This is a genomic window from Streptomyces marokkonensis, from assembly GCF_039539045.1.
In the GTDB taxonomy this organism is placed as follows: domain Bacteria; phylum Actinomycetota; class Actinomycetes; order Streptomycetales; family Streptomycetaceae; genus Streptomyces; species Streptomyces marokkonensis.
Map to the genome: position 1 here is coordinate 1 of NZ_BAABCQ010000115.1, position 25,821 is coordinate 25,821.

Here is a 25,821-nt window from a genome sequence, read left to right on the forward strand (position 1 = left end):
CAGGTAACGAAGCCTGTCGCGCATCCGCGGAGTGAGCGACGACGCTTCCTCCGCGCCCCCTGGACCGACGGACACCGATCTGTCCTCCCCGGTCCCCCCAGGCCACCCCCAGCCTTCACCGTCGGGCGCGGCACCCCCCGCCGTGATCGCCGCACCCCCTCGGTGTCCGCATGCTGGAACGGAATATCCCGCTTTGCGAGAACCGCTCCATCATGTAACCTGCACCAAATTTTGCACTCGAGCAGAGGGCCAACGTCGTCCCTCGGCACTTGCTCCCCCAGCGCCACAAGGGCCTGGGAGACGCCCCCAGCCAGATGACGACGACGGGAGAGCCGATGCGTACGCCGCGCCAGCCGTCCCAGCATTCCGCGAATGGCCAGAACCGGACCTTCATGGATGCTCGCCCTGCCGCGCAGGGTATGTACGACCCCCGCAACGAGCACGACGCCTGCGGCGTCGGATTCGTCGCCACCCTCACCGGCGAGGCGTCCCACGCCCTGGTCGACCAGGCGCTCACCGTGCTGCGCAACCTGGAACACCGTGGCGCCACCGGCTCCGAGCCCGACTCCGGCGACGGCGCGGGCATCCTCTCCCAGGTGCCGGACGCCTTCCTCCGCGACGTGGCCGGATTCGAACTGCCCGAGGCAGGGGCGTACGCCGTCGGCATCGCCTTCCTGCCGGTGGACGACACCGAGGACGCCGTCTCGCGCATCGAGACGATCGCGGCCGAAGAGGGCCTCACCGTCCTCGGCTGGCGCGAGGTCCCGGTCGCCCCGCAGATGCTCGGCGCCACCGCTCGTTCGACGATGCCGGCCTTCCGCCAGATCTTCGTGGCCGACGGGGCATCCCGGGGCATCGCCCTGGACCGCCACGCCTTCGCGCTGCGCAAGCGCGCCGAACGCGAGGTCGGCGTCTACTTCCCGTCGCTGTCCGCGCGGACCATCGTCTACAAGGGCATGCTGACCACCGGCCAGCTGGAGCCCTTCTTCCCGGACCTGTCCGACCGCCGCTTCGCCTCCGCGATCGCGCTCGTGCACTCCCGGTTCTCGACGAACACCTTCCCGGCCTGGCCGCTCGCCCACCCGTACCGCTTCGTCGCGCACAACGGCGAGATCAACACGGTCAAGGGCAACCGCAACTGGATGGTCGCCCGCGAGTCCCAGCTCGCCTCCGACCTGTTCGGCTCGTCCCCGGACCTGGAGCGGATCTTCCCGATCTGCACGCCGGACGCCTCCGACTCCGCCTCCTTCGACGAGGTCCTGGAACTCCTGCACCTCGGCGGGCGCTCCCTGCCGCACTCCGTGCTGATGATGATCCCGGAGGCGTGGGAGAACCACGAATCCATGAACATCAAGGACTCGGCCCGGCGCGCCTTCTACCAGTTCCACTCCACGATGATGGAACCCTGGGACGGCCCCGCCTGCGTCACCTTCACCGACGGCACCCAGGTCGGCGCCGTACTCGACCGCAACGGCCTGCGCCCCGGCCGCTACTGGGTCACCGACGACGGCCTCGTCGTCCTCGGCTCCGAGGTCGGCGTCCTGGACATCGACCCGGCCAAGGTCGTCCGCAAGGGCCGCCTGCAGCCCGGCCGCATGTTCCTCGTGGACACCGCCGAGCACCGCATCATCGAGGACGACGAGATCAAGGCCCAGCTCGCGGCGGAGCAGCCGTACGCCGAGTGGATCGAGGCCGGGGAGATCGAGCTGTCCGACCTCCCCGAGCGCGAACACATCGTGCACACCCACGCCTCGGTCACCCGCCGCCAGCAGACCTTCGGCTACACCGAGGAGGAGCTGCGCGTCATCCTCGCGCCGATGGCCAAGGCCGGCGCCGAGCCGATCGGCTCCATGGGTACCGACTCGCCGATCGCCGCGCTCTCCGACCGCCCCCGGCTGCTCTTCGACTACTTCACCCAGCTCTTCGCGCAGGTCACCAACCCGCCGCTGGACGCGATCCGCGAGGAACTGGTCACCTCCCTGCGCTCCTCCCTGGGACCGCAGGGCAACCTGCTCGACCCGACGGCAGCCTCCTGCCGTACCGTCCTGCTGCCCTTCCCGGTCATCGACAACGACGAGCTGGCCAAGCTCATCCACATCAACGCCGACGGCGACATGCCCGGCTTCAAGGCCGCGACCCTCTCCGGCCTCTACCGGGTGCACGGCGGCGGCGACGCGCTGGCCGCGCGCATAGAGGAGATCTGCGCCGAGGCCGACGCCGCCATCGAGAACGGCGCCCGGCTGATCGTCCTCTCCGACCGCCACTCGGACGCCGAGCACGCGCCCATCCCCTCCCTGCTGCTCACCGCGGCCGTTCACCACCACCTCATCCGCACCAAGCAGCGCACCCAGGTGGGCCTGCTCGTCGAGGCCGGCGACGTCCGAGAGGTCCACCACGTCGCCCTGCTCATCGGCTACGGAGCCGCCGCCGTCAACCCGTACCTGGCCATGGAGTCCGTCGAGGACCTGGTCCGCGCGGGCACCTTCCTCCAGGCCGTCGACGGCGAGCCCGACCAGGCCATCCGCAACCTGATCCACGCCCTCGGCAAGGGCGTCCTCAAGGTCATGTCCAAGATGGGCATCTCCACCGTCGCCTCCTACCGGGGCGCCCAGGTCTTCGAGGCCGTCGGCCTCGACGAGGCCTTCGTCACCAAGTACTTCAACGGCACCGCCACCAAGATCGGCGGCGTCGGCATCGACGTCGTCGCCAAGGAGGTCGCCGCCCGCCACGCCAAGGCCTACCCGGCCAGCGGCATCGCGCCCGCCCACCGCGCGCTGGACATCGGCGGCGAGTACCAGTGGCGCCGCGAGGGCGAACCGCACCTGTTCGACCCGGAGACGGTCTTCCGCCTCCAGCACTCCACGCGCTCCGGCGAGTACGACATCTTCAAGAAGTACACCGAGCGCGTCAACGAGCAGTCCGAACGCCTCATGACGCTGCGCGGACTCTTCGGCTTCAAAACCGGAGCCGACGGCCGGCAGCCGATCCCCCTCGACGAGGTCGAGCCCGTCTCCGAGATCGTCAAGCGCTTCTCCACCGGCGCCATGTCGTACGGCTCCATCTCCCAGGAGGCGCACGAGACCCTCGCCATCGCCATGAACCAGCTGGGCGGCAAGTCCAACACCGGTGAGGGCGGCGAGGACCCCGAGCGCCTGTACGACCCGGCGCGCCGCTCCTCGATCAAGCAGGTCGCCTCCGGCCGCTTCGGCGTCACCTCCGAGTACCTGGTCAACGCCGATGACATCCAGATCAAGATGGCCCAGGGCGCCAAGCCCGGCGAGGGCGGCCAGCTGCCCGGCCACAAGGTGTACCCCTGGGTAGCCAGGACCCGGCACTCCACCCCCGGCGTCGGCCTGATCTCCCCGCCCCCGCACCACGACATCTACTCCATCGAGGACCTGGCCCAGCTCATCCACGACCTGAAGAACGCGAACCCGCAGGCGCGGATTCACGTCAAGCTGGTCTCCGAGGTCGGCGTCGGCACGGTCGCGGCGGGCGTGTCCAAGGCCCACGCGGACGTCGTCCTCATCTCCGGCCACGACGGCGGCACCGGCGCCTCCCCCCTCACCTCGCTCAAGCACGCCGGTGGCCCCTGGGAGCTCGGCCTCGCCGAAACCCAGCAGACCCTGCTGCTCAACGGCCTGCGCGACCGGATCGTCGTACAGACCGACGGCCAGCTCAAGACCGGCCGCGACGTCGTCGTCGCCGCCCTCCTCGGCGCCGAGGAGTTCGGTTTCGCGACCGCGCCGCTCGTCGTCTCCGGCTGCGTCATGATGCGCGTCTGCCACCTCGACACCTGCCCGGTCGGCATCGCCACCCAGAACCCGGTCCTGCGCGACCGGTTCTCCGGCAAGGCCGAGTACATCGTGAACTTCTTCCGGTTCATCGCCGAGGAGGTCCGCGAGATCCTCGCCGAGCTGGGCTTCCGCTCCATCGAGGAGGCCGTCGGCCAGGCCGAGACCCTCGACGTCACCCGCGCCGTCCACCACTGGAAGGCACAGGGCCTCGACCTCGAGCCGCTCTTCCACGTGCCCGCGCTGCCCGAGGGCGCGGTGCGCCACCAGACCGTCGACCAGGACCACGGCCTGGAGAAGGCGCTCGACAACCAGCTGATCAAGCTCGCCTCCGACGCGCTGGCCGGCGCCGACGCCACCGAGGCCGCGCCGGTACGCGCCCAGGTCGCGATCCGCAACATCAACCGCACCGTCGGCACCATGCTCGGCCACGAGATCACGAAGAAGTTCGGCGGCGCGGGCCTGCCCGACGACACCGTCGACATCACCTTCACCGGCTCCGCCGGCCAGTCCTTCGGCGCCTTCGTCCCGCGCGGCATCACGCTGCGCCTGGAGGGCGACGCCAACGACTACGTCGGCAAGGGCCTCTCCGGCGGCCGGATCGTCGTCCGCCCCGACCGGGGCGCCGACCACCTCGCCGAGTACTCCACCATCGCCGGCAACACCATCGGTTACGGCGCCACCGGCGGCGAGATGTTCCTGCGCGGCAAGGTCGGCGAGCGCTTCTGCGTCCGCAACTCCGGCGCGCTGGTCGTCTCCGAGGGCGTCGGCGACCACGGTTGCGAGTACATGACCGGCGGCCACGCGGTCGTCCTCGGCGAGACCGGGCGCAACTTCGCGGCCGGCATGTCCGGCGGCGTCGCCTACGTCATCGACCTCGACCGGGACAACGTCAACACCGGCAACGTCGGCGCCGTCGAGGCCCTCGACGACACCGACCGGCAGTGGCTGCACGACGTCGTGCGCCGGCACCGCGAGGAGACGGGCTCGACCGTCGCCGCGAAGCTGCTCGCCGAGTGGCCCACCGCCGTGGAGCGCTTCAGTAAGATCATCCCCAGCACGTACAAGGCAGTGCTCGCCGCCAAGGACGCCGCCGAGCGAGCCGGTCTCTCCGAGACCGAGACCACCGAGAAGATGATGGAGGCGGCGACCAATGGCTGATCCCAAGGGCTTCCTGAACCACGGACGCGAGGTCGCCAGGACCCGCCCCGTCGAGGAACGCGTCAAGGACTGGAACGAGGTCTACGTCCCCGGCTCCCTCCTGCCGATCATCAGCAAGCAGGCCGGCCGGTGCATGGACTGCGGCATCCCGTTCTGCCACAACGGCTGCCCGCTCGGGAACCTGATCCCCGAGTGGAACGACTACGCCTACCGCGAGGACTGGCAGGCCGCGCAGGAGCGCCTGCACGCCACCAACAACTTCCCGGAGTTCACCGGCCGCCTGTGCCCCGCCCCGTGCGAGTCGGCGTGCGTGCTCGGCATCAACCAGCCGGCGGTCACCATCAAGAACGTCGAGGTCTCCATCATCGACAAGGCGTGGGAAACCGGGGACGTCGCCCCGCAGATCCCCGAGCGCCTGTCCGGCAAGACCGTCGCCGTCATCGGCTCCGGCCCGGCCGGCCTCGCCGCCGCCCAGCAGCTCACCCGGGCCGGCCACACCGTAGCCGTCTACGAGCGCGCGGACCGCGTCGGAGGCCTCCTGCGCTACGGCATCCCCGAGTTCAAGATGGAGAAGCGGCACATCAACCGCCGCATCGAGCAGATGCGCGCGGAGGGCACCCGCTTCCGCACCGGCGTCGAGATCGGCCGCGACCTCAAGGCCACCGACCTCAAGAAGCGCTACGACGCCGTCGTCATCGCCGCCGGCGCCACCACCGCCCGCGACCTGCCGGTACCCGGCCGCGAGCTGAAGGGCATCCACCAGGCCATGGAGTACCTCCCCCTGGCCAACAAGGTCCAGGAGGGTGACTACGTCGCCCCGCCGATCTCCGCCGAGGGCAAGCACGTCGTCGTCATCGGCGGCGGCGACACCGGCGCCGACTGCGTGGGCACCGCCCACCGCCAGGGCGCCGCCTCCGTCACCCAGCTGGAGATCATGCCCCGCCCCGGCGAGGAGCGGAACCCGATCGCCCAGCCCTGGCCGACCTTCCCCATGCTCTACAAGGTCACCTCTGCCCACGAGGAGGGCGGCGAGCGGGTCTACGCCGTCTCCACCACCCACTTCGAGGGCGACGCGGACGGCAACGTCCAGTGGCTGCACCTGAGCGAGGTCGAGTTCGTCGACGGCAGGCTCACCTTGAAGCCGGGCACCGAGCGCAAGATCCCCGCCCAGCTGGTCACCCTCGCCATGGGCTTCACCGGAACCGACCGGGAGAACGGACTGGTCGACCAGTTCGGCCTGGAGCTCGACGCACGGGGTAACATCGCTCGGGACGCCGACTTCCAGACCAACGTGCCGGGTGTGTTCGTCGCCGGCGACGCCGGCCGCGGCCAGTCGCTCATCGTCTGGGCGATCGCGGAGGGCCGCTCGGCCGCCCGCGGCGCCGACAGCTTCCTGACCGGAGCCAGCGAACTGCCGGCTCCGATCCGCCCGACGGACCGCGCCCTAGCGGTCTGACGGACGGAACGGTCCGTCCGAGGACGGAACCACCGCCGACGGATGGAACAACCGCCGACGGAACAACCGAAGAACGTCCCGCACAAAGGCGTGCGGAACACAGATGGCGCCTGCCCCGTCCCCGACCGGACAAAGGGCAGGCGCCGTCGCATGCGCGGCTACGGCAGCCGGTACGTCTCCCCGTACATCTCCCACACCAGCGGTGTGTCCAGCTTCATGTTCCCGGCCTCCAGGAAGCGGCGCTGCGCCGTGTCGACACGGGAGGTGTCGATGCCCGGACGCTTGGCCCGCATGGCGTCCCGGCGGACGTCCAGGAACGTCTTCAGATAGGCCTTCTCGCCGCCGCCCTGCCCCGGCGTCCTCGCCTTCCGCATGGCCTCCTCACGCAGCCCGTAGAAGCCCCCGGCGTCCGTGTCGGGGCCGTGGAAGACCATCGCGTCGAAGTAGACGAACTGGCCCAGCGTGCCGAGGCCGTCCAGCTTGGCGAGGCGCACCGCCGGCTCGAAGTAGACCCGGTCGCGCTCCTCCTCCTGCGCCTCACGGAACGCCGGAAGCTCGGCCTCCGCCTGCCAGGCGGCCGTGAAGCCGGGATCCAGGCCCTCGTGGGAGTCACTGCCGTCCACCTCGCGCAGGGCCGGCAGATACGTCGCCAGCCCGTTGTCCGGGTGGGCCTCGGTATAGCGCTCGACCAGGGTGAGCAGATCGTGCGTACCGGTGCAGAAACCGATGATGCCCGCCGTGTAGCCGCACCCGTCGCCGAGGTCCTCGATGGTGCCGTAGGAGGTACGCCACTTCGTGGTCGAGTTCTCGGCGCTGGACACCAGCTGCTGGGCCAGCTCCTTCTTCGCCGGAGCGTCGAGCCCCGCAGGCAGGTCGGCGATCAGCGCGTCGTCCGCCGCCCGCTCCTCCTCCGCCCGGCTCTTGGCGTCCTCACGCGACGACTGCGCGCCGGCCACGGGCGGCGTCACCGGGGCGTCGGCCGAGTCCGTCGGCATCACGAAGTACACCCCCGTGGCGATCACGGGAACGGCCGCGAGGAGCAGCACACCGGCACGTTTCATAGGGGGATACCTCCGCCTGTCAGTTCCGACACCTTGACCGCCGCCGTCACCGCCAGCAGCACCACCAGCCCCGCGCACACACCCACCTGCACCGCCACCCGGCGCCCGCCCCGGGGCGCGTACGCGTACGCCAGGGCCACCACGCCACCCACCAGCAGCCCGCCGAGATGACCCTGCCAGGAGGTGAGCCCGGCGGACACCACCAGCCACAGCAGCAGGAACGCCATGAAACGGTTGACGGAGGCCATGTCCGCGCCGACCCGGCGGGCCAGTACGTAGTACGCGGCCCCCAGCCCGAAGATCGCGCCGGAGGCGCCGACCGAGGACTGACCGGGATCGGCGAGCAGCAGTTCGAGAACCGAACCGCCGAGCGCCGACAGCAAGTACAGCACGGCATGACGGACACGGCCGAGCATCGGCTCCACCACACGCCCCAGCTGCCACAGAGCGACCATGTTCATCACGATGTGCAGCAGGCCGAACGTGCCCTCGGTGGGCTGCAGATGCAGGAAGGCGCCAGTGACCATCCGCTCCCACTCACCGGCGACGACCCCCTCGACGTGAAAGCCACCCGGAAGCACGTCCTGGTAGACGTAGTAGCCACCGTCCGGACCGACCAGCCGCGCACCCACCATGGCGAACCGGTCCACGATCCCCGGCCGCACCACCTCCGCCAGATACGCGAGGACGTTCAGCCCGATCAGGACATACGTCACCAAAGGCGTCGTCGAGACCCGCCCGCCGACGATCGTCCGGGCCTGCCGGACCGACCGCGCCCCCTCCCTCACACACTCGGGGCAGTGGTGACCCACCGACGCCTCGCACATGCAGTCGGGACAGATGTGGCGCTCGCAGCGGACGCAGCGGACATGGCACTCCACCGCGGGATGGCGGTAGCAGGTGGTGACGGTGGACTCGGAATCCACGGCCGGCTCCTCGGGACTGGACGGACGGTGAGCCGGTGGGGACGGCGGCGAACAAAATAGCGAACGCCGGTGGACGAGCCGAGAGGCGGGGTGCGCAGTGCCGTAACCTCGGCAGCCAGATGCCGTAAGTCCGGGGCGACGGGGGAGTCCACATGGCCGCGATCAGTCTCACCAAGGTCCAGGAGACCGCACCCGCGCTCGTCGACCTCTACAAGAGCGCCGGAGTATCGCTGACCCGGCACGGACTGGAGGAGACCCGGGCGGCGGTCTACCTCGTCGTCGACTACTCCGGGTCGATGAAGCCGTACTACAAGGACGGCAGCGTACAGGCGCTCGCCGACCGCGTGCTCGGGCTCTCCGCCCACCTCGACGACGACGGCACCGTACCGGTCGTGTTCTTCTCCACGGACGTCGACGCCGTCACCGACATCGCCCTCGCCGACCACCAGGGGCACGTCGACCGGATCGTGGCCGGCCTCGGACACATGGGCAGGACCAGCTACCACCTCGCCATGGACGCCGTCATCGACCACTACCTCGACAGCGGCGCCCACCACCCCGCCCTGGTCGTCTTCCAGACCGACGGCGGCCCCGTCAACCGGCTCGCCGCCCAGCGGTACCTGTGCAAGGCGGCACCCCTGCCCCTGTTCTGGCAGTTCGTCGGCTTCGGCGACCCGGACAGCCGCCAGTTCGAGTACCTGCGCAAACTCGACGACCTCGCGGTCCCCGACACACGAGTCGTCGACAACGCCGGCTTCTTCCACGCCGGCCGCGACCCGAAGAAGCTCACCGACGCCGAGCTCTACGACCGACTGGTGGGCGAATTCCCCAAGTGGCTGGTGGCCGCACGCGCCCAGGGCATCGTGTGGCCTTCCTGAACACAACGCCCGGCCCGCTCGTCACGCATGCGTCGAAGCACCGCTCGCCCGCCTACGTGTCGCACTCCAGCACCGTCCGGCACAACCCGCACCGCACCCGCACCCGCCCCCGCACCGGCACCCTGATCCGCTGATGACAGGCCGGACAGGGAAACGACACCCGCAACGCCTCACGCCCGCCCCGCGTGAAGGAATACGGCCCCTCCACCGCAAGCGCGCCGACCGCGCGCGGGTCCTGGGCGTGACGACGGTCCCGGGCATAACGGCGCCGGCCCGCCCAGCCGGCCGCCGTGAGCGGCGGCTGCCGCTCGTCCCGACGGGCCCGCTCCATACCCCTCACGTACGCCGTGTAGGCCTGTGGACTGGTGAACCACACCGCCGGATCCTCACCGAACACCAACGCACGCTTGGCCAGCACGTACCCGAACTCCTCCGGCGTCAGATACCCCAGCTTCTGCGACGACGACGCATCCTCCCGATAGGCGTCCAGCAGCAGCCAGCCGGCACCCAGATACGTCGCCGCCGTGTCCGTCAGGATCTCGTCGTCCCGGGTACCGGCGAAGGACAGACCGAGACGGTGCAGATACACGTGCATCACCTCGTGAGCCAAGGCCGCGCCGATATCCCGGCGATGCGTGCGGAACCGGTCGTTCAACTCGATGAAATACTCGGGACCCGCCGCCAGCTCCACACTCGCCGCATGCGTCATCTCCCGAAACGACACGATCACCCGCGCATCGGGCAGACGGTAGTGACGCACCAGCTCACGCGCCACCCGCTGCGCACCCAGATACAGATCATCGGCGTCACAGAACGCCACGTCCGCCGGCACCACACTCGCCGAGAACATCCGCACCGTGTCGTACGACAACCGCCTGTACAACGCGGTGACGGCCGCCCGCACCGTCTCCAGATGCGGGAAACCGTGCTCGACCGGTCCGCCGTCCGCCACGCCCGACCCCCAAGACGCCCGAAGCCTCCTCCCACTGTACGAGGAGAGCCGGGCCACCGGGCGTTCAGCGCCTGAGACAGTCTGCGACGGCCCCGGATCCGCCCGTAGGGTGGACGGTCATGACCACCAGCAACACCGGTACCGGTGCCGTCGACCCCGCCGTCCGCGAGGAACTGACCCGACTGCGGGACAGCATCGACAACATCGACGCGGCCGTCGTCCACATGCTCGCCGAACGCTTCAAATGCACCCAGCAGGTCGGCCACCTCAAAGCCCGCCACCAACTGCCCCCCGCCGATCCCGCCCGCGAGGCCAAACAGATCGACCGGCTGCGCGCCCTCGCCGAGAGCGCCAAACTCGACCCGGCGTTCGCCGAGAAATTCCTCAACTTCATCATCGCCGAAGTGATCCACCACCACGAACGCATCGCGGAGAACAACGGCAACAGCCCGACCACCACCTCCGGCTGAACACACCCCCCGCACCCCCCGCGCCCACCGCCCCCGCGCCCCCACCCACGGGGGCGCGCGCCGGAGAGCACACCGGCCACCACGACGGCCCGGACAAACCCCGCGTACCGATCCGCCTCTGTGCCCTGCCCACCACATCAGGCAGCATGTCGTGCATGTCCGTACTGACGCGCGACGAAGCGCAGACCCGAGCCCGGCTCCTCGACGTCCACCACTACACCATCGACCTCGACCTGACCCGCGGAGACGACACCTTCGACTCCCACACCGTCATCCGCTTCACCGTCCGCGACCAGACCGACACCACGGACACCTTCGTCGAGATCAAGCCCGCCGAGCTGCGCACCGCCACCCTGGACGGACACCCCCTCGACCCCGCCACCCTCGACGACAACCGGCTGGCACTGAAGAACCTCACCCCCGGCGAACACGAACTGCGCGTCGAAGCGGCCATGCGCTACTCCAGCACCGGCGAGGGCATGCACCGCTTCACCGACCCCACCGACGGCGAGACCTACGTCTACACCCAGCTCTTCCTCGACGACGTCCAGCGCGTCTACGCCGCCTTCGACCAGCCCGACCTGAAGGCCGTCTTCGACCTCACCGTCACCGCACCCCCCACCTGGACCGTCCTCGCCAACGGCAACACCGAACGCACCGGCGACGGCCACTGGAAGGCCGCCACCACCCCGGTCATCTCCACCTACCTCGTCGCCGTCGCAGCCGGACCCTGGCACTCCGTACGCACCGAACACCGCGGCCTGCCCTTCGGCATCCACTGCCGCCGCTCCCTCGCCCCCCACCTCGACGCCGACGCCGACGAACTCCTCGACATCACCCGCGCCTGCTTCGACCGCTACCACGAGAAGTTCACCGAGCCCTACCCCTTCGACTCCTACGACCAGGCCTTCGTCCCCGAATTCAACGCCGGCGCCATGGAGAACCCGGGCCTCGTCACCTTCCGCGACGAGTTCGTCTTCCGGTCCGCCGTCACCGACACCCAGCGACAGACCCGAGCCATGGTCATCGCCCACGAGATGGCCCACATGTGGTTCGGCGACCTCGTCACCCTCAAGTGGTGGGACGACATCTGGCTCAACGAGTCCTTCGCCGAATACATGGGCTACCAGACCACCGCCGAAGCCACCCGCTTCACCGACACCTGGACCGACTTCGGCGTCGCACGCAAAGCCTGGGGCTACGACGCCGACCAACGCCCCACCACCCACCCCGTCGCCCCCGAAGAAGTCCAGGACACCGCCTCCGCCCTCCTCAACTTCGACGGCATCTCCTACGCCAAGGGCGCCTCCGCCCTGCGCCAGCTCGTCACCTGGCTCGGCGAAAAGGACTTCCTCGCCGGCATCAACACCCACTTCGAACGGCACAAGTTCGCCAACGCCACCCTCGCCGACTTCATCGACTCCCTCGCCGCCGCCACCGACCGCGACGTCCACGCCTGGGCCGACACCTGGCTGCGCACCACCGGCGTCGACACCCTCATCCCCCGCATCACCGGCGACAACGGCACCCGCGCACTCACCGTCGACCACACCGGCACCCGCCCCCACCGCATCGCCGTCGGCCTCTACGACCAGGACCTCACCGACGAAGGCCGCCTCACCCTCCGCGAACGCCTCGACCTCGACGTCCCCCAGACCGAACCCCGGCCCATCGGCAAACGCCCCGCACTCGCCGTCCTCAACGACGGCGACCTGAGCTACGCCAAGATCCGCTTCGACGCCGAATCCACCCGCACCATCCGCGCCGCCCTCTCAGGCCTCCCCGACCCCCTCACCCGGGCCGTCGTCTGGAACGCCCTCAGGGACGCGGTCCGCGACAACGAACTCCCCGCCACCACCTACCTCGACATCGCCCGCACCCACCTTCCCCACGAGACCGACCTCGCCCTCGTCGACGGCGTCCTCACCTTCGCCACCACCCAGATCGCCGACCGCTACCTCACCCCCGAACAACGCCCCGCCGCCCTCACCACCCTCACCGACCTGTGCCGCGACCTCATCCGCCGCACCGAGGACGGCGACCACCCCGGTCTGCGCCTCATCGCCGTACGCCACCGCGTAGCCACCGCCGCCCACCCCGACACCATCGCCGCCTGGCTCGCCGACGGCACCGTCCCCGGCGGCCCCGAACTCGACCCCGAACTGCGCTGGCGCATCCTCACCCGCCTCGCCGTCCTCGGCGCCACCGACGAAACCGCCATCACCGCCGAACTCCGACGCGACCCCAGCGACACCGGCCAGGAAGGCGCCGCCCACTGCCGCGCCGCACTGCCCGACCCCGAGGCCAAAAGCCGCGCCTGGGAAAACATGTTCGCCACCGACGACCTCTCCAACTACCTCTTCACCGCCACCGCCAAGGGCTTCTGGCAACCCGAACAGGCCGACCTCGTCCGCGACTACGTACCCCGCTACTACGCCGAGGCCGTCGCCGTCGCCGCCCGCCGCGGCCCCGCCATCGCCGACGCCGCCGGACGCTGGGCCTTCCCCGCCCACGCCGTCGACGCCGACAACCTCCGCCTCGGCCAGGAATGCCTCACCGACGCCGACCCCCTCCCCGCCCTGCGCCGCAAACTCGCCGACCAACTCGACGACCTCGCCCGCGCCCTGCGAGTACGAGAGACGGACACAGGCACCCACTGACCCCGACCCGGCCGGCCCCCTCACCCGGGACCGGCCGCCGGGATACCCCATTCGGGTAGTGATCTTGAGCTATCCGGACGTACACGCACATCCGCATACAAGCTGGACTCCCCGCCCACCCGTCACCGGGCGCCGCCCCTCGACAAGGGCACCGCGCACCCCGACGAATCGCGCCCGGAGGACAGCCCATGGGCCTACCGCCCCTCGCCTCGGGCCCGCACGGCCCCGACGCCCTGCGACCCCTGCTCGACACCGTGCTCCACGCCCTGCAGACCGGCACAGCGGCCCGCCACGGCCCACTGCCACCAGGCGGCCCCGACACCGTCACCGCCCGCATGACACACGCCGCCGGCGACATCCTCCCCGACCACGGCGACCCCGACGCACTCCACACCCTGGTCACCGCACTCGCCGAAGGCGCCGCCGACCCCGCCCACCCCCTCTGCGCCGCCCACCTCCACGGCCCACCCCTCGCCGTCGCCACCGCCGCAGACCTCGCCGCCGGCGCCCTCAACCCCTCCCTCGACTCCTGGGACCAGGCACCCGCCGCCTCCGCACTCGAAACCCTCGTCACCCGCGCCCTCGCCCGGGAAACCGGCGCCACCGACGCCCTCGTCACCACCGGCGGCACCGAATCCAACCAACTCGCCGCCCTCCTCGCCCGCGAAACCCACGGCCCCGGCCTCCGACTCATCCACGGAGCCAACGCCCACCACTCCGTCCCCCGCGCCGCCTGGCTCCTGGGACTGCCCGAACCCGTCACCGTCCCCGCCCCCGCCGGCACCCTCGACCCCGCCGCCCTCGACGAAGCCCTCACTCACATCCCCGGACCCCACCTCGTCATCGCCACCGCCGGCACCACCGACGCCGGCCTCATCGACCCCCTGCCCGACATCGCCGACCTCTGCACCACCCACGGCGCCCGCCTCCACATCGACGCCGCCTACGGCGCCGGCCTCCTCTTCAGCCACCGCCACCGCCCCAAACTCGCCGGACTCGAAGCCGCCCACACCATCGCCCTCGACCTGCACAAACTCGGCTGGCAACCCATCGCCGCCGGCCTCCTCACCGTGAAGAACCCCGACGACCTCACCGCACTCCACCACCACACCCACTACCTCAACGCCGACGACGACACCGACGCCGGACTCCCCGACCTCCTCAGTCGCTCACCACGCACCAGCCGCCGCCCCGACATCCTGAAAATCGCCGTCACCCTCAAAACCCTCGGCCGCACCGGACTCGGCACCCTCGTCGACGAAGTCTGCGCACTCGCCGAAAAACTCGCCGCCCTCATCCACGACCACCCCGCCTACGAACTACACGCCCCACCCACCATCAGCACCGTCCTCTTCCGACCCACCCACGCCACCGACCACGACGTCGCCACCCTCCGCCGCACCCTGCTCACCACCGGCCACGCCGTACTCGGCCGCGCCCACGCCGACGGCCGCCTCTGGCTCAAGGCAACCCTTCTCAACCCCCACACCCGGCCCGACGACCTGGCCACCCTCCTGACCCTCGTCGAAGGACACACCCCACGATGAACACCCCCCACACCCCCCACGACCTCGTCGGCATCGGCATCGGCCCCTCCAACCTCTCCCTCGCCGCCCTCGCCGACCCCCTCACCGACCTCGACACCCTCTTCTACGACCAGCACCCCGCCTTCCACTGGCACCCCGGCCTGCTCATCGACGGCGCCCGCGTCCAGGTCCCCTTCCTCGCCGACCTCGTCACCCTCGCCGACCCGGCCAGCCCCTGGACCTTCCTCAACCACCTCAAAGCCAGAGAACGCCTCTACCCCTTCTACTTCGCCGAACGCTTCCACATCCAACGCACCGAATACGACGCCTACTGCCGCTGGGTGGCCGACAACCTCCCCACCCTCCGCTTCCACCACCACGTCGACGCCGTCCGCTGGAACCCCGAACACGGCCTTTTCGAAATCCACCACACCCGACTCGACACCGACACCGACACCGACGAGGAAGCCGACGCGAACGGCCGCACCTACACCCGCAACGTCGTCCTCGGCATCGGCACCGAACCCCACATCCCCGACCCGCTCAAACCCCTCGCCGACGCCCCCGACGTCCCCGTCATCCACGCCGCCCACTACCTCGACCACCGCGAGACACTCCTCGCCGCCGACCACATCACCGTCGTCGGCACCGGCCAGTCCGGCGCGGAAGTCTTCCTCGACCTGCTCCGCCACCGTCCCGCCGGTCACGAGAAAATCCACTGGCTCGGCCGCACCGAGGCCTTCGCCCCCATGGAGTACTCAAAACTCGGCCTCGAACACTTCACCCCCGACTACACCCGCTACTTCCACACCCTGACCGAACCCGTCCGCGACCGGCTCGTCACCGCACAGTGGCAACTCCACAAAGGCATCGACGCCGACACCGCCGCCGCCATCCACGACGAGCTCTACCGACGCACCCTCGACGGCGGCTGGCCCGACACCGTCCTCACCCCCGGCGTCCACGTCCGCACCGCCGGCCGCCTCAGCCCCGCCCGGGTCGAACTCCACCTCGAACACACCCAGCAGAAAACCCGCACCCGCCTCACCACCGACGCCGTCGTCCTCGCCACCGGTTACCGCGAACGCCCCCTCGACGGCATCCTCGCCGGCCTCGACGCCTACATGCGCCGAGACAACCGCGAACGCCCCCGCATCGACGAACACTTCCGCCTCGCCCTCGACCCCCTCGTCACCGGCTCCGTCTACGTCCAGAACGCCGAAACACACACCCACGGAGTCGGCGCCCCCGACCTCGGCCTCGCCGCCTGGCGCAGCGCCACCATCCTCAACGACCTCACCGGCCGCGAACCGTACCCACTGCCGACCCGCACCGCCTACACCACCTTCGGCCTGCCGACCGCACTGCCCCAGATCCCCACCGCACGCCACCACCGGGCACTCATCCCACTGACGGACGGAAGCTGAAGCAGCCCCGGAACAAGCCGCCGGTCAAGCGTGGCAGCCGGGTGAAATGCTCATCGGAGCACCCCGGCGCACAATTCAACACTCGTCAATAACCCTTTACTCAAAGGTTGTTGAGCCGACATGCGTGGCCAATTGGCTACCCGCCGGTAAGTCATAGGCTCGACCCATGCGCCGAGCAAAGATCGTCTGCACACTTGGGCCCGCCACCGACACATACGACCAGATCAAACACCTGGTCGACGCCGGAATGGACATCGCCCGCTTCAACTTCAGCCACGGCACCCACGCCGAACACGAAGAGCGATACCACCACGTCCGCAAGGCCTCCGACGAAACCGGCCGCAGCGTCGGCACCCTCGCCGACCTTCAGGGCCCGAAGATCCGACTCGGCCACTTCACCGAAGGCCCCGTACTCCTCGAACGCGGCGACACCTTCACCATCACCGTCGAAGAAGGCACCGCGGGCGACCGCCACACCTGCGGCACCACCTACGCAGGCCTCGCCACCGACGTCACCCCCGGCGAACACATCCTCGTCGACGACGGAAAAGTCAGCCTCCAGGTCACCGACGTCGACGGCCCCCGTGTCCACACCAAAGTCGTCGAAGGCGGCATGGTCTCCGACCACAAAGGCCTCAACCTCCCCGGCGCCGCCGTCTCCGTCCCCGCCCTGACCAAGAAGGACGAAGACGACCTCCGCTGGGCCCTCCACGCGGGCTTCGACGCCATCGCCCTCTCCTTCGTCCGCAGCGGCCGCGACATCCAGGACGTCCACCGCATCATGGACGAGGAAGGCCGCCGCCTCCCCGTCATCGCCAAAATCGAAAAACCACAAGCCGTCGAGAACATCGACGACATCGTCGCCGCCTTCGACGGCATCATGGTCGCCCGGGGCGACCTCGGCGTCGAAATGCCCCTCGAACAAGTCCCCATCGTCCAGAAGCGAGCCGTCAAACTCGCCAAACGCAACGCCAAACCCGTCATCGTCGCCACCCAGATGCTCGACTCGATGATCGACAACGCCCGCCCGACCCGCGCCGAAGCCTCCGACGTCGCCAACGCCGTCATCGACGGCACCGACGCCGTCATGCTCTCCGGCGAGACCAGCGTCGGCAAACACGCCATCGAAACGGTGCGCACCATGGCCCGCATCGTCGAAGCGGCCGAGGAGGACATCCTCGCCAAGGGCCTCCCCCCACTCACCGACCGCAACAAGCCCCGCACCCAGGGCGGCGCGGTCGCCCGCGCGGCCGCCGAGATCGGCGACTTCCTCGGCGCCAGGTTCCTCGTCGCCTTCACCCAGTCCGGCGACACCGTCCGCCGCCTCTCCCGCTACCGCTCACCCATCCCGCTGCTCGCCTTCACGCCCGAACCGGCGACGCGCTCCCAGCTGAGCATGACCTGGGGCGTGGAGACCTTCCTGGGCCCGCACGCGGACTCCACGGACGCGATGGTCGACCAGGTGGACGAACTCCTGACCCGCTACGGACGCTGCGAGAAGGGCGACGTCGTGGTCATCACGGCCGGCTCACCCCCCGGCGTCTCGGGCACGACCAACCTCGTGCGGGTGCACCACATCGGCGAGGACGACAGTCCCAAGTAACCCGGCCGTCAGTACTTGGGCCCGACGTGGGCGTCCATGAGCGCTACGGAGGCTTTGCGGGCGACGGAGATTGTGACGGCAGCACGGTTTTGATTGAGCGACTTCCACTTGACGCCGACGCGGTCGAGAGCGGCGGTGAAGAGCCTGATGATGTCGGTCGACGTGTTGGTGAAGAAATACCGGGGGTATTCGTAACGCTTGTACTCACCGGCAACCAGGCGGGTCGTCCAGTTGGTGATGCGACAGCCGTCGGAGTGGATGAGTCCGCGGATGAACGCCCAGGGGTAGGCGTCCACGATCGCCTGCTGCCACGACGCGAGGGCGATCCTCCGCTCGTGCTTCTTCCCGGGTCCGTGTTGTGGGAAGAGGGTGGGCCAGTGGCGCGAGTAGCTGGTCACCATCTTGTAGCCCTCCTTCTGCAAGGCGTACACGCCCAAACCGGGGCGTACGTGCGTGATGGCCTCCTGGCATTGCCGGATGAGTCCGGGCCATGCGTTGGCGCAAGCGATGCGAAGGTAGTAGCCCGTTCCACGGGGATGAGCGCTGATGCAGCCGTCGCCCAGGTACAGGCCCAGAAGGTAGGAGTAGGACCGCTCGCATGCGGGCGGCCCCGGGTCCGCAGGATCCATGCGGGGCAGCGGCTCCAGGCGTTCGAGCCAAGCCCGGATCGCAGCCCGGGAGATGCCCGTCTCCCGACTCACTGAATTCAGACTGCGGCCTTGGGTCACGAGGGCGAGCGCTCGCTTGCGTGTGCTGAGGTCGTACATACGGGCCACTCTGTACGTGACATAGCTGCGACACGCAGCAGAAAGCGGATGTCCACGAGAACGTGGACATCCGCTTGGGAATGTGACCTTGGATCCTGAGGATAAGTGCCCCGGGTGGGACTCGAACCCACACTGAATACCTTTTGAGGGTATCGTCTCTGCCGATTGGACTACCGGAGCTCCTGCGAATCGAAGATTTCACCCGACCCGCTGCCCGTCCACCATACCGCAGCTAGGTAGGCTCTTGTCAGCAGTATCCCTGCCCCGAACGAGGAGCCTCACGTGACCGCCCCCGAGTCGCCCCAGCCCGTAGACGTGCCCGAAGACGACAAGTCGCACGTTCCTCCGCTGACGACCCGCGTCGTCATCGCCGAGGACGAGGCGCTGATCCGACTCGATCTCAAAGAGATGCTGGAGGAGGAGGGGTACTCCGTCGTCGGTGAGGCCGGTGACGGTGAGCGTGCCGTGGAGCTGGCCCGGGAGCACCGGCCGGACCTGGTGATCCTGGACGTGAAGATGCCCAAGATGGACGGCATCTCCGCGGCGGAGAAGATCGCGGAGGAGAGCATCGCGCCGGTGCTGATGCTGACGGCGTTCTCGCAGCGCGATCTGGTGGAGCGGGCGCGGGATGCCGGGGCGATGGCGTACCTGGTGAAGCCGTTCAGCAAGAGTGATGTCGTGCCGGCGATCGAGATGGCCGTTTCGCGGTTCACGGAGCTGAAGGCGTTGGAGAAGGAGGTCGCGGACCTGAGTCTGCGGCTGGAGACGCGGAAGCTGGTGGACCGGGCGAAGTCGGTGTTGCAGACGGAGTACGGCCTGACGGAGCCGGCGGCGTTCCGGTGGATTCAGAAGACGTCGATGGACCGGCGGATGTCGATGCAGCAGGTGGCGGAGGCGGTCATCGAGGATGCCGAGGAGAAGAAGGCGTCGAAGGGCTGAGTTCGCGCCCGTCCTCGGAGACGAACGAGGCCCGCGTCCCTCTGGGGGTGCGGGCCTCGTCGTGTGCTCGGCCGGTTCGGTTCAGTCTTCGCCGAGGTAGGCCTTGCGGACGGATTCGTCGTGGAGGAGGTCCGCTCCGCTGCCGGAGAGGACGATGTTGCCGACTTCCATGACGTGGCCGTGGTCGGCGAGGGAGAGGGCGGCCTGGGCGTTCTGTTCGACGAGCAGGATGGTGGTGCCCTGGGATTTCAGTTCGGCGATCGTGGACATGATCTTCTGCATCATGATCGGGGAGAGGCCCATGGAGGGTTCGTCGAGCATGAGGAGTTTGGGCTGGGACATGAGGGCGCGGCCCATGGCGAGCATTTGCTGTTCGCCGCCGGAGAGGGTGCCTGCGGCTTGTTTGCGGCGTTCGCCGAGGATGGCGAAGAGGTCGTAGGCGCGTTGGATGTCCTTTTCGATGCCTGGTTTGTCGTTGCGGAGGAAGGCGCCGAGGCGGAGGTTGTCCTCGATGGTCATGCGGGGGAAGATGTGCCGGCCTTCGGGGGAGTGGGCGAGTCCGAGGGAGACGATCTGGTGGGCGGGGACCTTTTTGAGGGATTTGCCGCCGAATTTGATCTGGCCGCCGACTGGTTTGAGGAGGCCGGAGAGGGTGCGCAGGGTGGTGGTCTTGCCGGCGCCGTTGGTGCCGATGAGGGTGACCACTTCTCCTGCGTCGACCTTGAAGGAGATGCCTTTGACGGCTTCGATCTTGCCGTAGGCGACGCGGAGGTCTTCGACCTCGAGGAGTGCGGTCATCGGTCGTTCTCCTTGCCGGCCGCGGTGTTCTCGGTGGTGTCGGTCTGGGCGGCTTCGGCGGCTTCGACTTCGGCTGCTTCGGTGGCGCCGGGGTCGTTGGGGAGGGGTTCGCCGAGGTAGGCGGCGACGACGCGTTCGTCGCCCTGGACGGTGGCGCTGTCGCCTTCGACGAGTTTTTCGCCTTGTACGAGGACGGCGACGCGGTCGCAGAGGTTGAAGATGAAGCGCATGTCGTGCTCGATGACGAGGATGGCGATGCCCATGTCGCGGATGGCGAAGACGAGTTCCTCGGTGGAGCGTGTTTCCTGCGGGTTCATGCCGGCTGTGGGTTCGTCGAGGAGGAGCAGGCCGGGTTCGCTGGCGAGGGCGCGGGCGATTTCGAGCTTGCGTTGTTCGCCGTAGGGCAGGTTGCGTGCGAGGTGGTCGGCTTTGGCGGCGAGGCCGACGAACTCGAGGAGTTCCATGGCGCGTTCGCGGCTGGTGGCTTCGGCTTTGTGGAAGCCGGGGCCGCGGAGGACGGCTGACCAGAAGCCTTCTTTGGTGCGGGTGTGGCGGCCGACGAGGACGTTTTCCAGGACGGTCATGTTGGCGAAGAGGCGGATGTTCTGGAAGGTGCGGGCGATGCCGGCTGCGGTGACCTTGAAGGATTTGGCGGGGAGGACTTTGTCCTTGTAGCGGACTTCGCCTTCGGTGGGGATGTAGAGGCCGGTGAGGCAGTTGAAGAAGGTGGTTTTGCCGGCGCCGTTGGGGCCGATGAGGCCGACGATTTCGCCGCTGTTGACGGTGAGGTCGACGCCGTTGACGGCGGTGAGGCCGCCGAAGCGCATGGTGACGCCGCGTGCGTCGAGGACGGTGGTGCGGGGGGCGGGGGTGCCCGGTGCGGTGTCCTTGGTGGTGTCGGTGGTCATGGTGGTCAGGCCCCTGTCTTGCTCAGGACTGCGGGCGCTTCGGCCTCTTCGTGGAATTCCAGTTTGCGGCGTTTGTTGGCGATGAGGCCTTCGGGGCGGAAGCGCATGAGCAGGACGAGTGCGAGTCCGAAGGCGAAGAGCTGGTAGTCGCCGAGGAACTGGAGTTTGTTGGGGATCAGGAAGAGCAGCGAGGCGCCGATGAGGGGGCCTGCGATGGTGCCCATGCCGCCGAGGACGACGGCGGCGAGGAGGAAGGCGGAGTTGGGCGGGGAGGTGCCGGCGAAGAGGTACTGCTCGGGGGTGACGGTGTAGGTGACGTGGGCCTGGACGGTGCCGGCGAGGCCGGCGAGGGTGGCGCCGACGGCGAAGGCGACGAGTTTGACGCGGAAGCCGTTGATGCCCATGGCGAGGGCGGCGGTTTCGTCTTCGCGGATGGCGACCCAGGCGCGGCCGATGCGGGAGTCGCCGCTGCGTCGGAAGACGAGGACGACGACGGCTGTGATGACGAGCATCAGGAAGAAGTAGTTGGCGAATCGGCCGATGGTGAAGCCGGCGATGTCGTGCTGGATGCCGAGGTCGAAGCCGAGGATTTTGAGGTCGGGGATGGAGGAGATGCCGTTGGAGCCGTTGGTGAGGTCGGGTCCGGAGGTGCCGTCGAGGTTGTTGGCGGCGATGCGGAAGATCTCTCCGAAGCCGAGGGTGACGATGGCGAGGTAGTCGCCGCGCAGGCGCAGGGTCGGGGCGCCGATGAGGACGCCGAAGACGAGGGAGGCGGCGGCGCCGACGAGGACGGCGGCCCAGAAGGGGAAGTGGACGCCGAAGGGGGAGCTCTGTGAACCGGAGACGAGGGAGGCGGCGTAGGCGCCGACGCCGAGGAAGGCGACGTAGCCGAGGTCGAGGAGGCCTGCGAGGCCGACGACGATGTTGAGGCCGAGGGCGACGGTGGCGAAGATGAGGATGTAGACGCCGATGGTGGCGTACTGGTCGTCGGTCTGGGTGAAGGGGAAGCAGGCTGCCGCGAGGAAGGCGCCGCAGATGGTGATGTTCTGGTGCCGGGCGGTGATCTGGGTGATCTGGGGGATCAGGCCGGATGCGTTGAGGGCGGCGAAGCCGAAGCCGGCCATGATGAGGAAGCCGACGAAGAGTTCGTCGTACTCGGTGCCGATGCCGTAGGTGAAGACGGTCAGGGCGATGGCGAGGACGGCGACGATGAGGAGGATTTCGGCGTAGGCGGGCAGTGCGCGTACGGGACGGGGGGTGCCGGGGGCGAAGGCGGCCCTGATGGCCTGCCAGTTCTGGGCGGTGGTGTGCCTGAATTTCTCCCAGCCGGTGTCGTCGGGGTCGAAGGGGTCGGGTTCGGGGCGTTCGAAGGGCAGGGCGAGTGCGCCGAGGAGGGTGATCAGGGTGGCGGCCGCCGCGACGTATGCGCCGGGTTCCAGGTTGACGAGGCCGCCGAGCTGGGTGCTGATGGCGGTGATCGTGTACCAGGTGGTGGCGAAGGCGGCGAGGGCGGTGAATCTGACGGCCGCGTCGGCGCCGGAGGGTGCGAGCAGGCGCAGGCCTTTGACACCGTAGGAGGCGAGGCCGAAGAGGGTGGTGAGGGCGCCGCCGATGAGGACGAGGACCTGTAGGCCGCCGGGGTAGCCGTAGACGGTGAGGTCGCCGGGGAATTCGGCGGTCCAGGTCCAGGCGAGGAAGGTGGAGACGATGGTGAGGAGGCCGCCGCCGGTGGCGAGGGCGCGGCCGATGTGCGGGGGTATGCCGATGAGGCCGGGGCGGGTGTCCGCGGTGGGGGTGCGGGCGGTCTTGGGGGTGGTGGTGTGTGTGGTCATCGGTGTCACGCCCTGTCCGCGACGCGTTCGCCGAGCAGGCCTTGTGGCCTGAGCAGCAGTACGAGGATGAGGAGGATGAAGGCCCAGACGTCTGCCCAGGACTGGCTGCCGAACTGGTCGAGTCCGGGGACGTCGGCGATGTAGGCGGTGGCGAGGGTTTCGGCGACGCCGAGTACGATGCCGCCGATCATGGCGCCGTAGATGTTGCCGATGCCGCCGAGGACGGCCGCGGTGAAGGCCTTGAGTCCCAGGATGAAGCCCATTTTGAATTCGATCTGGCCGTATTTGAGGCCGTAGGCGACGCCTCCGACGGCGGCGAAGACGGCGCCGAGGGCGAAGGCGACCACGATGATGCGGTCGGTGTTGACGCCCATGAGTTTGGCGGTGTCGGGGTCTTGGGCGGTGGCCTGCATGCCGCGTCCGGTGCGGGTCTTCATGACGAAGTAGGCGAGGACGGCCATGCTGATGGGTGCGGCGGTGAAGAGGAAGATGTCGCCGGTCTGGATGGTGACGTTGCCGATGTGGAAGGGGCCGCCGTCGATCTGGGGGAAGGTGCGGGCGGATTTGGCGTCGGGGTACCAGGCCCAGACGGCCTGCTGGAGGGCTAGGGAGAGGCCGATGGCGGTGATGAGTGGGGCGAGGCGGGGTGCGCCGCGCAGTGGGCGGTAGGCGAATCGTTCCGCCCCGACGGCGACGGTCGTTGAGACGAGTACCGCGCCTATGAGCATCAGGGGCAGGGCGATCAGCATGGAGGTGCCGTCGGGCAGGATGTATATGTAGACCGTGAGTGCGCCGAAGGCGCCGGTCATGAAGATCTCGCCGTGGGCGAAGTTGATGAGCTGGACGATGCCGTAGACCATTGTGTAGCCGATGGCGATCAGCCCGTACATGGATCCCAGTAGCAGGCCGTTGACCAGCTGCTGCGGCAGTTCGTTCACCGCATGTCCTCCGAGACTTTCGGATGTTCGACGGATGTGGCCGGATGCGAGTCCGCGCGGGGCGCCTGTGGCACAGCGCCCCGCGCGGTTCTTCCGTGGTGCGGGTTTCCTGCCGGTCGGGTCAGCCGGTGTAGGTGCCGGACTTCACGGTGCTCCAGTCGCCGTTCTCGACGGCGTAGACGGTGAGCTGCTTGTTGGTGGCGTCACCGAATTCGTCGAAGGCGACCTTGCCGGTCACGCCGTCGAAGGAGACGTTCTGCATGGCCTCGGTGACCTGGGCGCGGGCGTCGTCGGGGAGTTTTCCGTCGTTCTTCTCGACGACTGTCTTGACGGCTTCGATGATCGCCCAGGCGGAGTCGTAGGAGTAGCCGCCGTAGGCCTCGAAGGGTTCCTTGTAGCCTTCGGCCTTGTAGTTGGCGACGAATTCCTTGGCGGAGGGGAGTTCTTCGACGGGTGCGCCGACGGAGGTGGCGAGGTCGCCGACGCCCTCGGGGCCGGCGAGTTTGATGAAGTCGGCGCTCTTGATGCCGTCGCCGCCCACCAGCGGGATTTTGGCTCCTGCGGCCTTGATCTGCTTGCTGAGGGGGCCGGCCTGCGGGTATTCGCCGCCGTAGTAGACGACGTCGGCGCCGGAGTTCTTGACCTTGGTGGCGACCGCGGCGAAGTCCTTGGTGTCCGGGTTGATGTGTTCGGTGCCGACGACCTGGCCGCCGAGTTTTTTGAACTCGTCGGTGAAGGTGGCGGCGAGGCCGGCGCCGTAGGTCTTCTTGTCGTCGATGACGAAGACCTTCTTCTTCTTGAAGTCGTTGTAGACGTACTGCGCGGCGAACGGGCCCTGGATGGCGTCGGTGGTCGCGGTGCGGAAGTACGAGTCGTACTGGCGGACCTTCTTGGTGCGCCAGTCGGGGCCCTGGGTGAGGGAGGGGCCGGTGTTGGCGGGGGAGACCTCGACGAGTTTGGCGGTGTCGAAGACCTTCTGCATGGACTCGCCGACCGAGGAGTTCAGGGGGCCGACGACGCCGAGGACGTCGTCGTTGGCGACGAGCTGGGTGGCGTTCTGCTGGCCGACGGAGGGCTGGCCCTGGTCATCGAGGGCTTCGACTTCGAAGGTGATGCCCTCGACGTGCTTTTCCTTGTTGGCGGTCTTCGCCGCGAGGTCCACCGAGTTCTTGATGCCGAGGCCCAGCGCGGACAGGTCGCCGGTGAGCGGGGCGTCGACGCCGATGACGACGGTGGTGCCACCGCCGCCGTTGCCGGAGTCCGAGCCGCCGTCGTCGTCGCGTGAACCGCAGGCGGTGAGGGTGAGCGCTCCCGCCGCCAGAGCAGCGGTGATGGAGATGAGCGAACGTTGACGCACGATCAGTCCTTTCCCTGGCACAGCCGCTTCCCCGTGGAGGCGGCCGAGTCGAGCGCTGGGCCGAAGTGACAATCGGACGGCGCGGTGACTGGCCGTGACTCTAAGCGGGTGTGGGGAACGTGGAGGAGGGTCTGACTCAGGCTGTGACGCTCTTGTTATGACACGGGGTAATGCAGAGCGGTACTGGTTGGGAAGAAGGGTGGAATTGCGGCCGATTCGCCCTGTCCGCATGTTGAGAACCTGCAGGACCGCCGTTCCATGTTCAGGTGTCTGGGGCGTTTTGGTGATTACCGGAAATCGTTGTCGCAGATGGCTTCCAGGGCCTGTGAGAGGTGCTGTGCATAGCGTGGCCCGAGGATGAAACTGTG

At 68.8% G+C, this 25,821-nt stretch carries 18 protein-coding genes and 1 tRNA gene; 9 read left to right on the plus strand and 10 right to left on the minus strand.

Features of this window, described 5'->3' with window-relative positions:
- Positions 1 to 392 precede the first annotated feature (392 nt).
- Both gltB and ABEA26_RS24610 read left to right on the plus strand, forming a co-directional pair.
- Entirely contained in the window at positions 393 to 4,955 is a 4,563-nt protein-coding gene (gene gltB / locus ABEA26_RS24605) for a glutamate synthase large subunit (protein WP_345595516.1), read from the plus strand.
- Positions 4,948 to 6,411, plus strand: a complete 1,464-nt coding sequence (locus ABEA26_RS24610) for a glutamate synthase subunit beta (protein ID WP_345595517.1) — start codon at positions 4,948 to 4,950, stop codon at positions 6,409 to 6,411. Before gltB ends, ABEA26_RS24610 begins: the two co-directional genes overlap by 8 nt.
- A 158-nt stretch (positions 6,412 to 6,569) precedes the next feature.
- Here ABEA26_RS24610 and ABEA26_RS24615 read toward each other — a convergent pair whose 3' ends face one another.
- Positions 6,570 to 7,472, minus strand: a complete 903-nt coding sequence (locus tag ABEA26_RS24615) for a chitosanase (RefSeq protein ID WP_345595518.1) — start codon at positions 7,470 to 7,472, stop codon at positions 6,570 to 6,572.
- Entirely contained in the window at positions 7,469 to 8,398 is a 930-nt protein-coding gene (locus ABEA26_RS24620) for a rhomboid family intramembrane serine protease (RefSeq protein ID WP_345595519.1), read from the minus strand. The genes ABEA26_RS24615 and ABEA26_RS24620 overlap by 4 nt, the downstream gene beginning before the upstream one ends.
- A gap of 152 nt (positions 8,399 to 8,550) precedes the next feature.
- Between ABEA26_RS24620 and ABEA26_RS24625 the strand changes: the two genes are divergently transcribed.
- Positions 8,551 to 9,276, plus strand: a complete 726-nt coding sequence (locus tag ABEA26_RS24625; protein WP_345595520.1) for a vWA domain-containing protein — start codon at positions 8,551 to 8,553, stop codon at positions 9,274 to 9,276.
- Positions 9,277 to 9,328: 52 nt separating this feature from the next.
- On the opposite strand, the gene ABEA26_RS24630 is transcribed toward ABEA26_RS24625, so the two are convergent.
- Positions 9,329 to 10,228: a hypothetical protein gene (locus ABEA26_RS24630; protein ID WP_345595521.1), complete on the minus strand. Its 900-nt coding sequence runs from the start codon at positions 10,226 to 10,228 to the stop codon at positions 9,329 to 9,331.
- A gap of 119 nt (positions 10,229 to 10,347) precedes the next feature.
- Between ABEA26_RS24630 and ABEA26_RS24635 the strand changes: the two genes are divergently transcribed.
- The 5 genes from ABEA26_RS24635 (at position 10,348) to pyk (ending at position 17,914) form a co-directional block, all read left to right on the plus strand.
- Positions 10,348 to 10,698 carry a chorismate mutase gene (locus tag ABEA26_RS24635; protein ID WP_345595522.1) on the plus strand — a complete coding sequence of 117 codons (351 nt, stop codon included), beginning with the start codon at positions 10,348 to 10,350 and terminating at the stop codon, positions 10,696 to 10,698.
- Between the two features lie 155 nt (positions 10,699 to 10,853).
- Positions 10,854 to 13,358 (plus strand): aminopeptidase N, encoded by a 2,505-nt coding sequence (gene pepN / locus ABEA26_RS24640; RefSeq protein WP_345595523.1) that lies wholly within the window; start codon positions 10,854 to 10,856, stop codon positions 13,356 to 13,358.
- A gap of 188 nt (positions 13,359 to 13,546) precedes the next feature.
- Complete coding sequence (locus ABEA26_RS24645; RefSeq protein WP_345595524.1) at positions 13,547 to 14,905, plus strand: pyridoxal phosphate-dependent decarboxylase family protein; 1,359 nt, start codon at positions 13,547 to 13,549, stop codon at positions 14,903 to 14,905.
- Positions 14,902 to 16,311 (plus strand): lysine N(6)-hydroxylase/L-ornithine N(5)-oxygenase family protein, encoded by a 1,410-nt coding sequence (locus ABEA26_RS24650; protein ID WP_345595525.1) that lies wholly within the window; start codon positions 14,902 to 14,904, stop codon positions 16,309 to 16,311. Before ABEA26_RS24645 ends, ABEA26_RS24650 begins: the two co-directional genes overlap by 4 nt.
- A 166-nt stretch (positions 16,312 to 16,477) precedes the next feature.
- A complete protein-coding gene (pyk, locus tag ABEA26_RS24655; RefSeq protein ID WP_345595526.1) occupies positions 16,478 to 17,914 on the plus strand; it encodes a pyruvate kinase in 1,437 nt (478 codons plus the stop codon).
- Between the two features lie 8 nt (positions 17,915 to 17,922).
- On the opposite strand, the gene ABEA26_RS24660 is transcribed toward pyk, so the two are convergent.
- On the minus strand, positions 17,923 to 18,681 hold the full coding sequence (locus ABEA26_RS24660; protein WP_345595527.1) for a helix-turn-helix domain-containing protein: 759 nt from the start codon (positions 18,679 to 18,681) through the stop codon (positions 17,923 to 17,925).
- 106 nt (positions 18,682 to 18,787) lie between these two features.
- Positions 18,788 to 18,861, minus strand: a tRNA-Leu gene (locus ABEA26_RS24665).
- A gap of 102 nt (positions 18,862 to 18,963) precedes the next feature.
- On the opposite strand from ABEA26_RS24665, the gene ABEA26_RS24670 reads away from it, so the two are divergent.
- A complete protein-coding gene (locus ABEA26_RS24670; RefSeq protein ID WP_345595528.1) occupies positions 18,964 to 19,620 on the plus strand; it encodes an ANTAR domain-containing response regulator in 657 nt (218 codons plus the stop codon).
- Positions 19,621 to 19,701: 81 nt separating this feature from the next.
- On the opposite strand, the gene ABEA26_RS24675 is transcribed toward ABEA26_RS24670, so the two are convergent.
- The 5 genes from ABEA26_RS24675 to ABEA26_RS24695 form a co-directional block, all read right to left on the minus strand.
- Positions 19,702 to 20,418, minus strand: coding sequence for an ABC transporter ATP-binding protein (locus ABEA26_RS24675; protein WP_345595529.1), 717 nt, complete (start codon positions 20,416 to 20,418; stop codon positions 19,702 to 19,704).
- Positions 20,415 to 21,326: an ABC transporter ATP-binding protein gene (locus tag ABEA26_RS24680; protein WP_345595530.1), complete on the minus strand. Its 912-nt coding sequence runs from the start codon at positions 21,324 to 21,326 to the stop codon at positions 20,415 to 20,417. Before ABEA26_RS24680 ends, ABEA26_RS24675 begins: the two co-directional genes overlap by 4 nt.
- 5 nt (positions 21,327 to 21,331) lie before the next feature.
- Entirely contained in the window at positions 21,332 to 23,158 is a 1,827-nt protein-coding gene (locus tag ABEA26_RS24685) for a branched-chain amino acid ABC transporter permease (RefSeq protein ID WP_345595531.1), read from the minus strand.
- 5 nt (positions 23,159 to 23,163) lie between these two features.
- A complete protein-coding gene (locus ABEA26_RS24690) occupies positions 23,164 to 24,096 on the minus strand; it encodes a branched-chain amino acid ABC transporter permease (protein ID WP_345595532.1) in 933 nt (310 codons plus the stop codon).
- A gap of 121 nt (positions 24,097 to 24,217) precedes the next feature.
- The gene (locus ABEA26_RS24695; RefSeq protein WP_345595533.1) at positions 24,218 to 25,453 is read right to left on the minus strand and encodes a branched-chain amino acid ABC transporter substrate-binding protein; all 1,236 of its coding nucleotides are present in this window, start codon (positions 25,451 to 25,453) and stop codon (positions 24,218 to 24,220) included.
- Between the last annotated feature and the right edge of the window lie 368 nt (positions 25,454 to 25,821).

Coding starts and splice junctions, on each gene's coding strand:
- ABEA26_RS24675 (WP_345595529.1), bottom strand. CDS start 20,418: ATGACCGCACTCCTCGAGGTCGAAGACCTCCGCGTCGCCTACGGCAAG.
- ABEA26_RS24635 (WP_345595522.1), top strand. CDS start 10,348: ATGACCACCAGCAACACCGGTACCGGTGCCGTCGACCCCGCCGTCCGC.
- ABEA26_RS24650 (WP_345595525.1), top strand. CDS start 14,902: ATGAACACCCCCCACACCCCCCACGACCTCGTCGGCATCGGCATCGGC.
- pyk (WP_345595526.1), top strand. CDS start 16,478: ATGCGCCGAGCAAAGATCGTCTGCACACTTGGGCCCGCCACCGACACA.
- ABEA26_RS24645 (WP_345595524.1), top strand. CDS start 13,547: ATGGGCCTACCGCCCCTCGCCTCGGGCCCGCACGGCCCCGACGCCCTG.
- ABEA26_RS24610 (WP_345595517.1), top strand. CDS start 4,948: ATGGCTGATCCCAAGGGCTTCCTGAACCACGGACGCGAGGTCGCCAGG.
- ABEA26_RS24680 (WP_345595530.1), bottom strand. CDS start 21,326: ATGACCACCGACACCACCAAGGACACCGCACCGGGCACCCCCGCCCCC.
- ABEA26_RS24615 (WP_345595518.1), bottom strand. CDS start 7,472: ATGAAACGTGCCGGTGTGCTGCTCCTCGCGGCCGTTCCCGTGATCGCC.
- ABEA26_RS24660 (WP_345595527.1), bottom strand. CDS start 18,681: ATGTACGACCTCAGCACACGCAAGCGAGCGCTCGCCCTCGTGACCCAA.
- pepN (WP_345595523.1), top strand. CDS start 10,854: ATGTCCGTACTGACGCGCGACGAAGCGCAGACCCGAGCCCGGCTCCTC.
- ABEA26_RS24685 (WP_345595531.1), bottom strand. CDS start 23,158: ATGACCACACACACCACCACCCCCAAGACCGCCCGCACCCCCACCGCG.
- gltB (WP_345595516.1), top strand. CDS start 393: ATGGATGCTCGCCCTGCCGCGCAGGGTATGTACGACCCCCGCAACGAG.
- ABEA26_RS24625 (WP_345595520.1), top strand. CDS start 8,551: ATGGCCGCGATCAGTCTCACCAAGGTCCAGGAGACCGCACCCGCGCTC.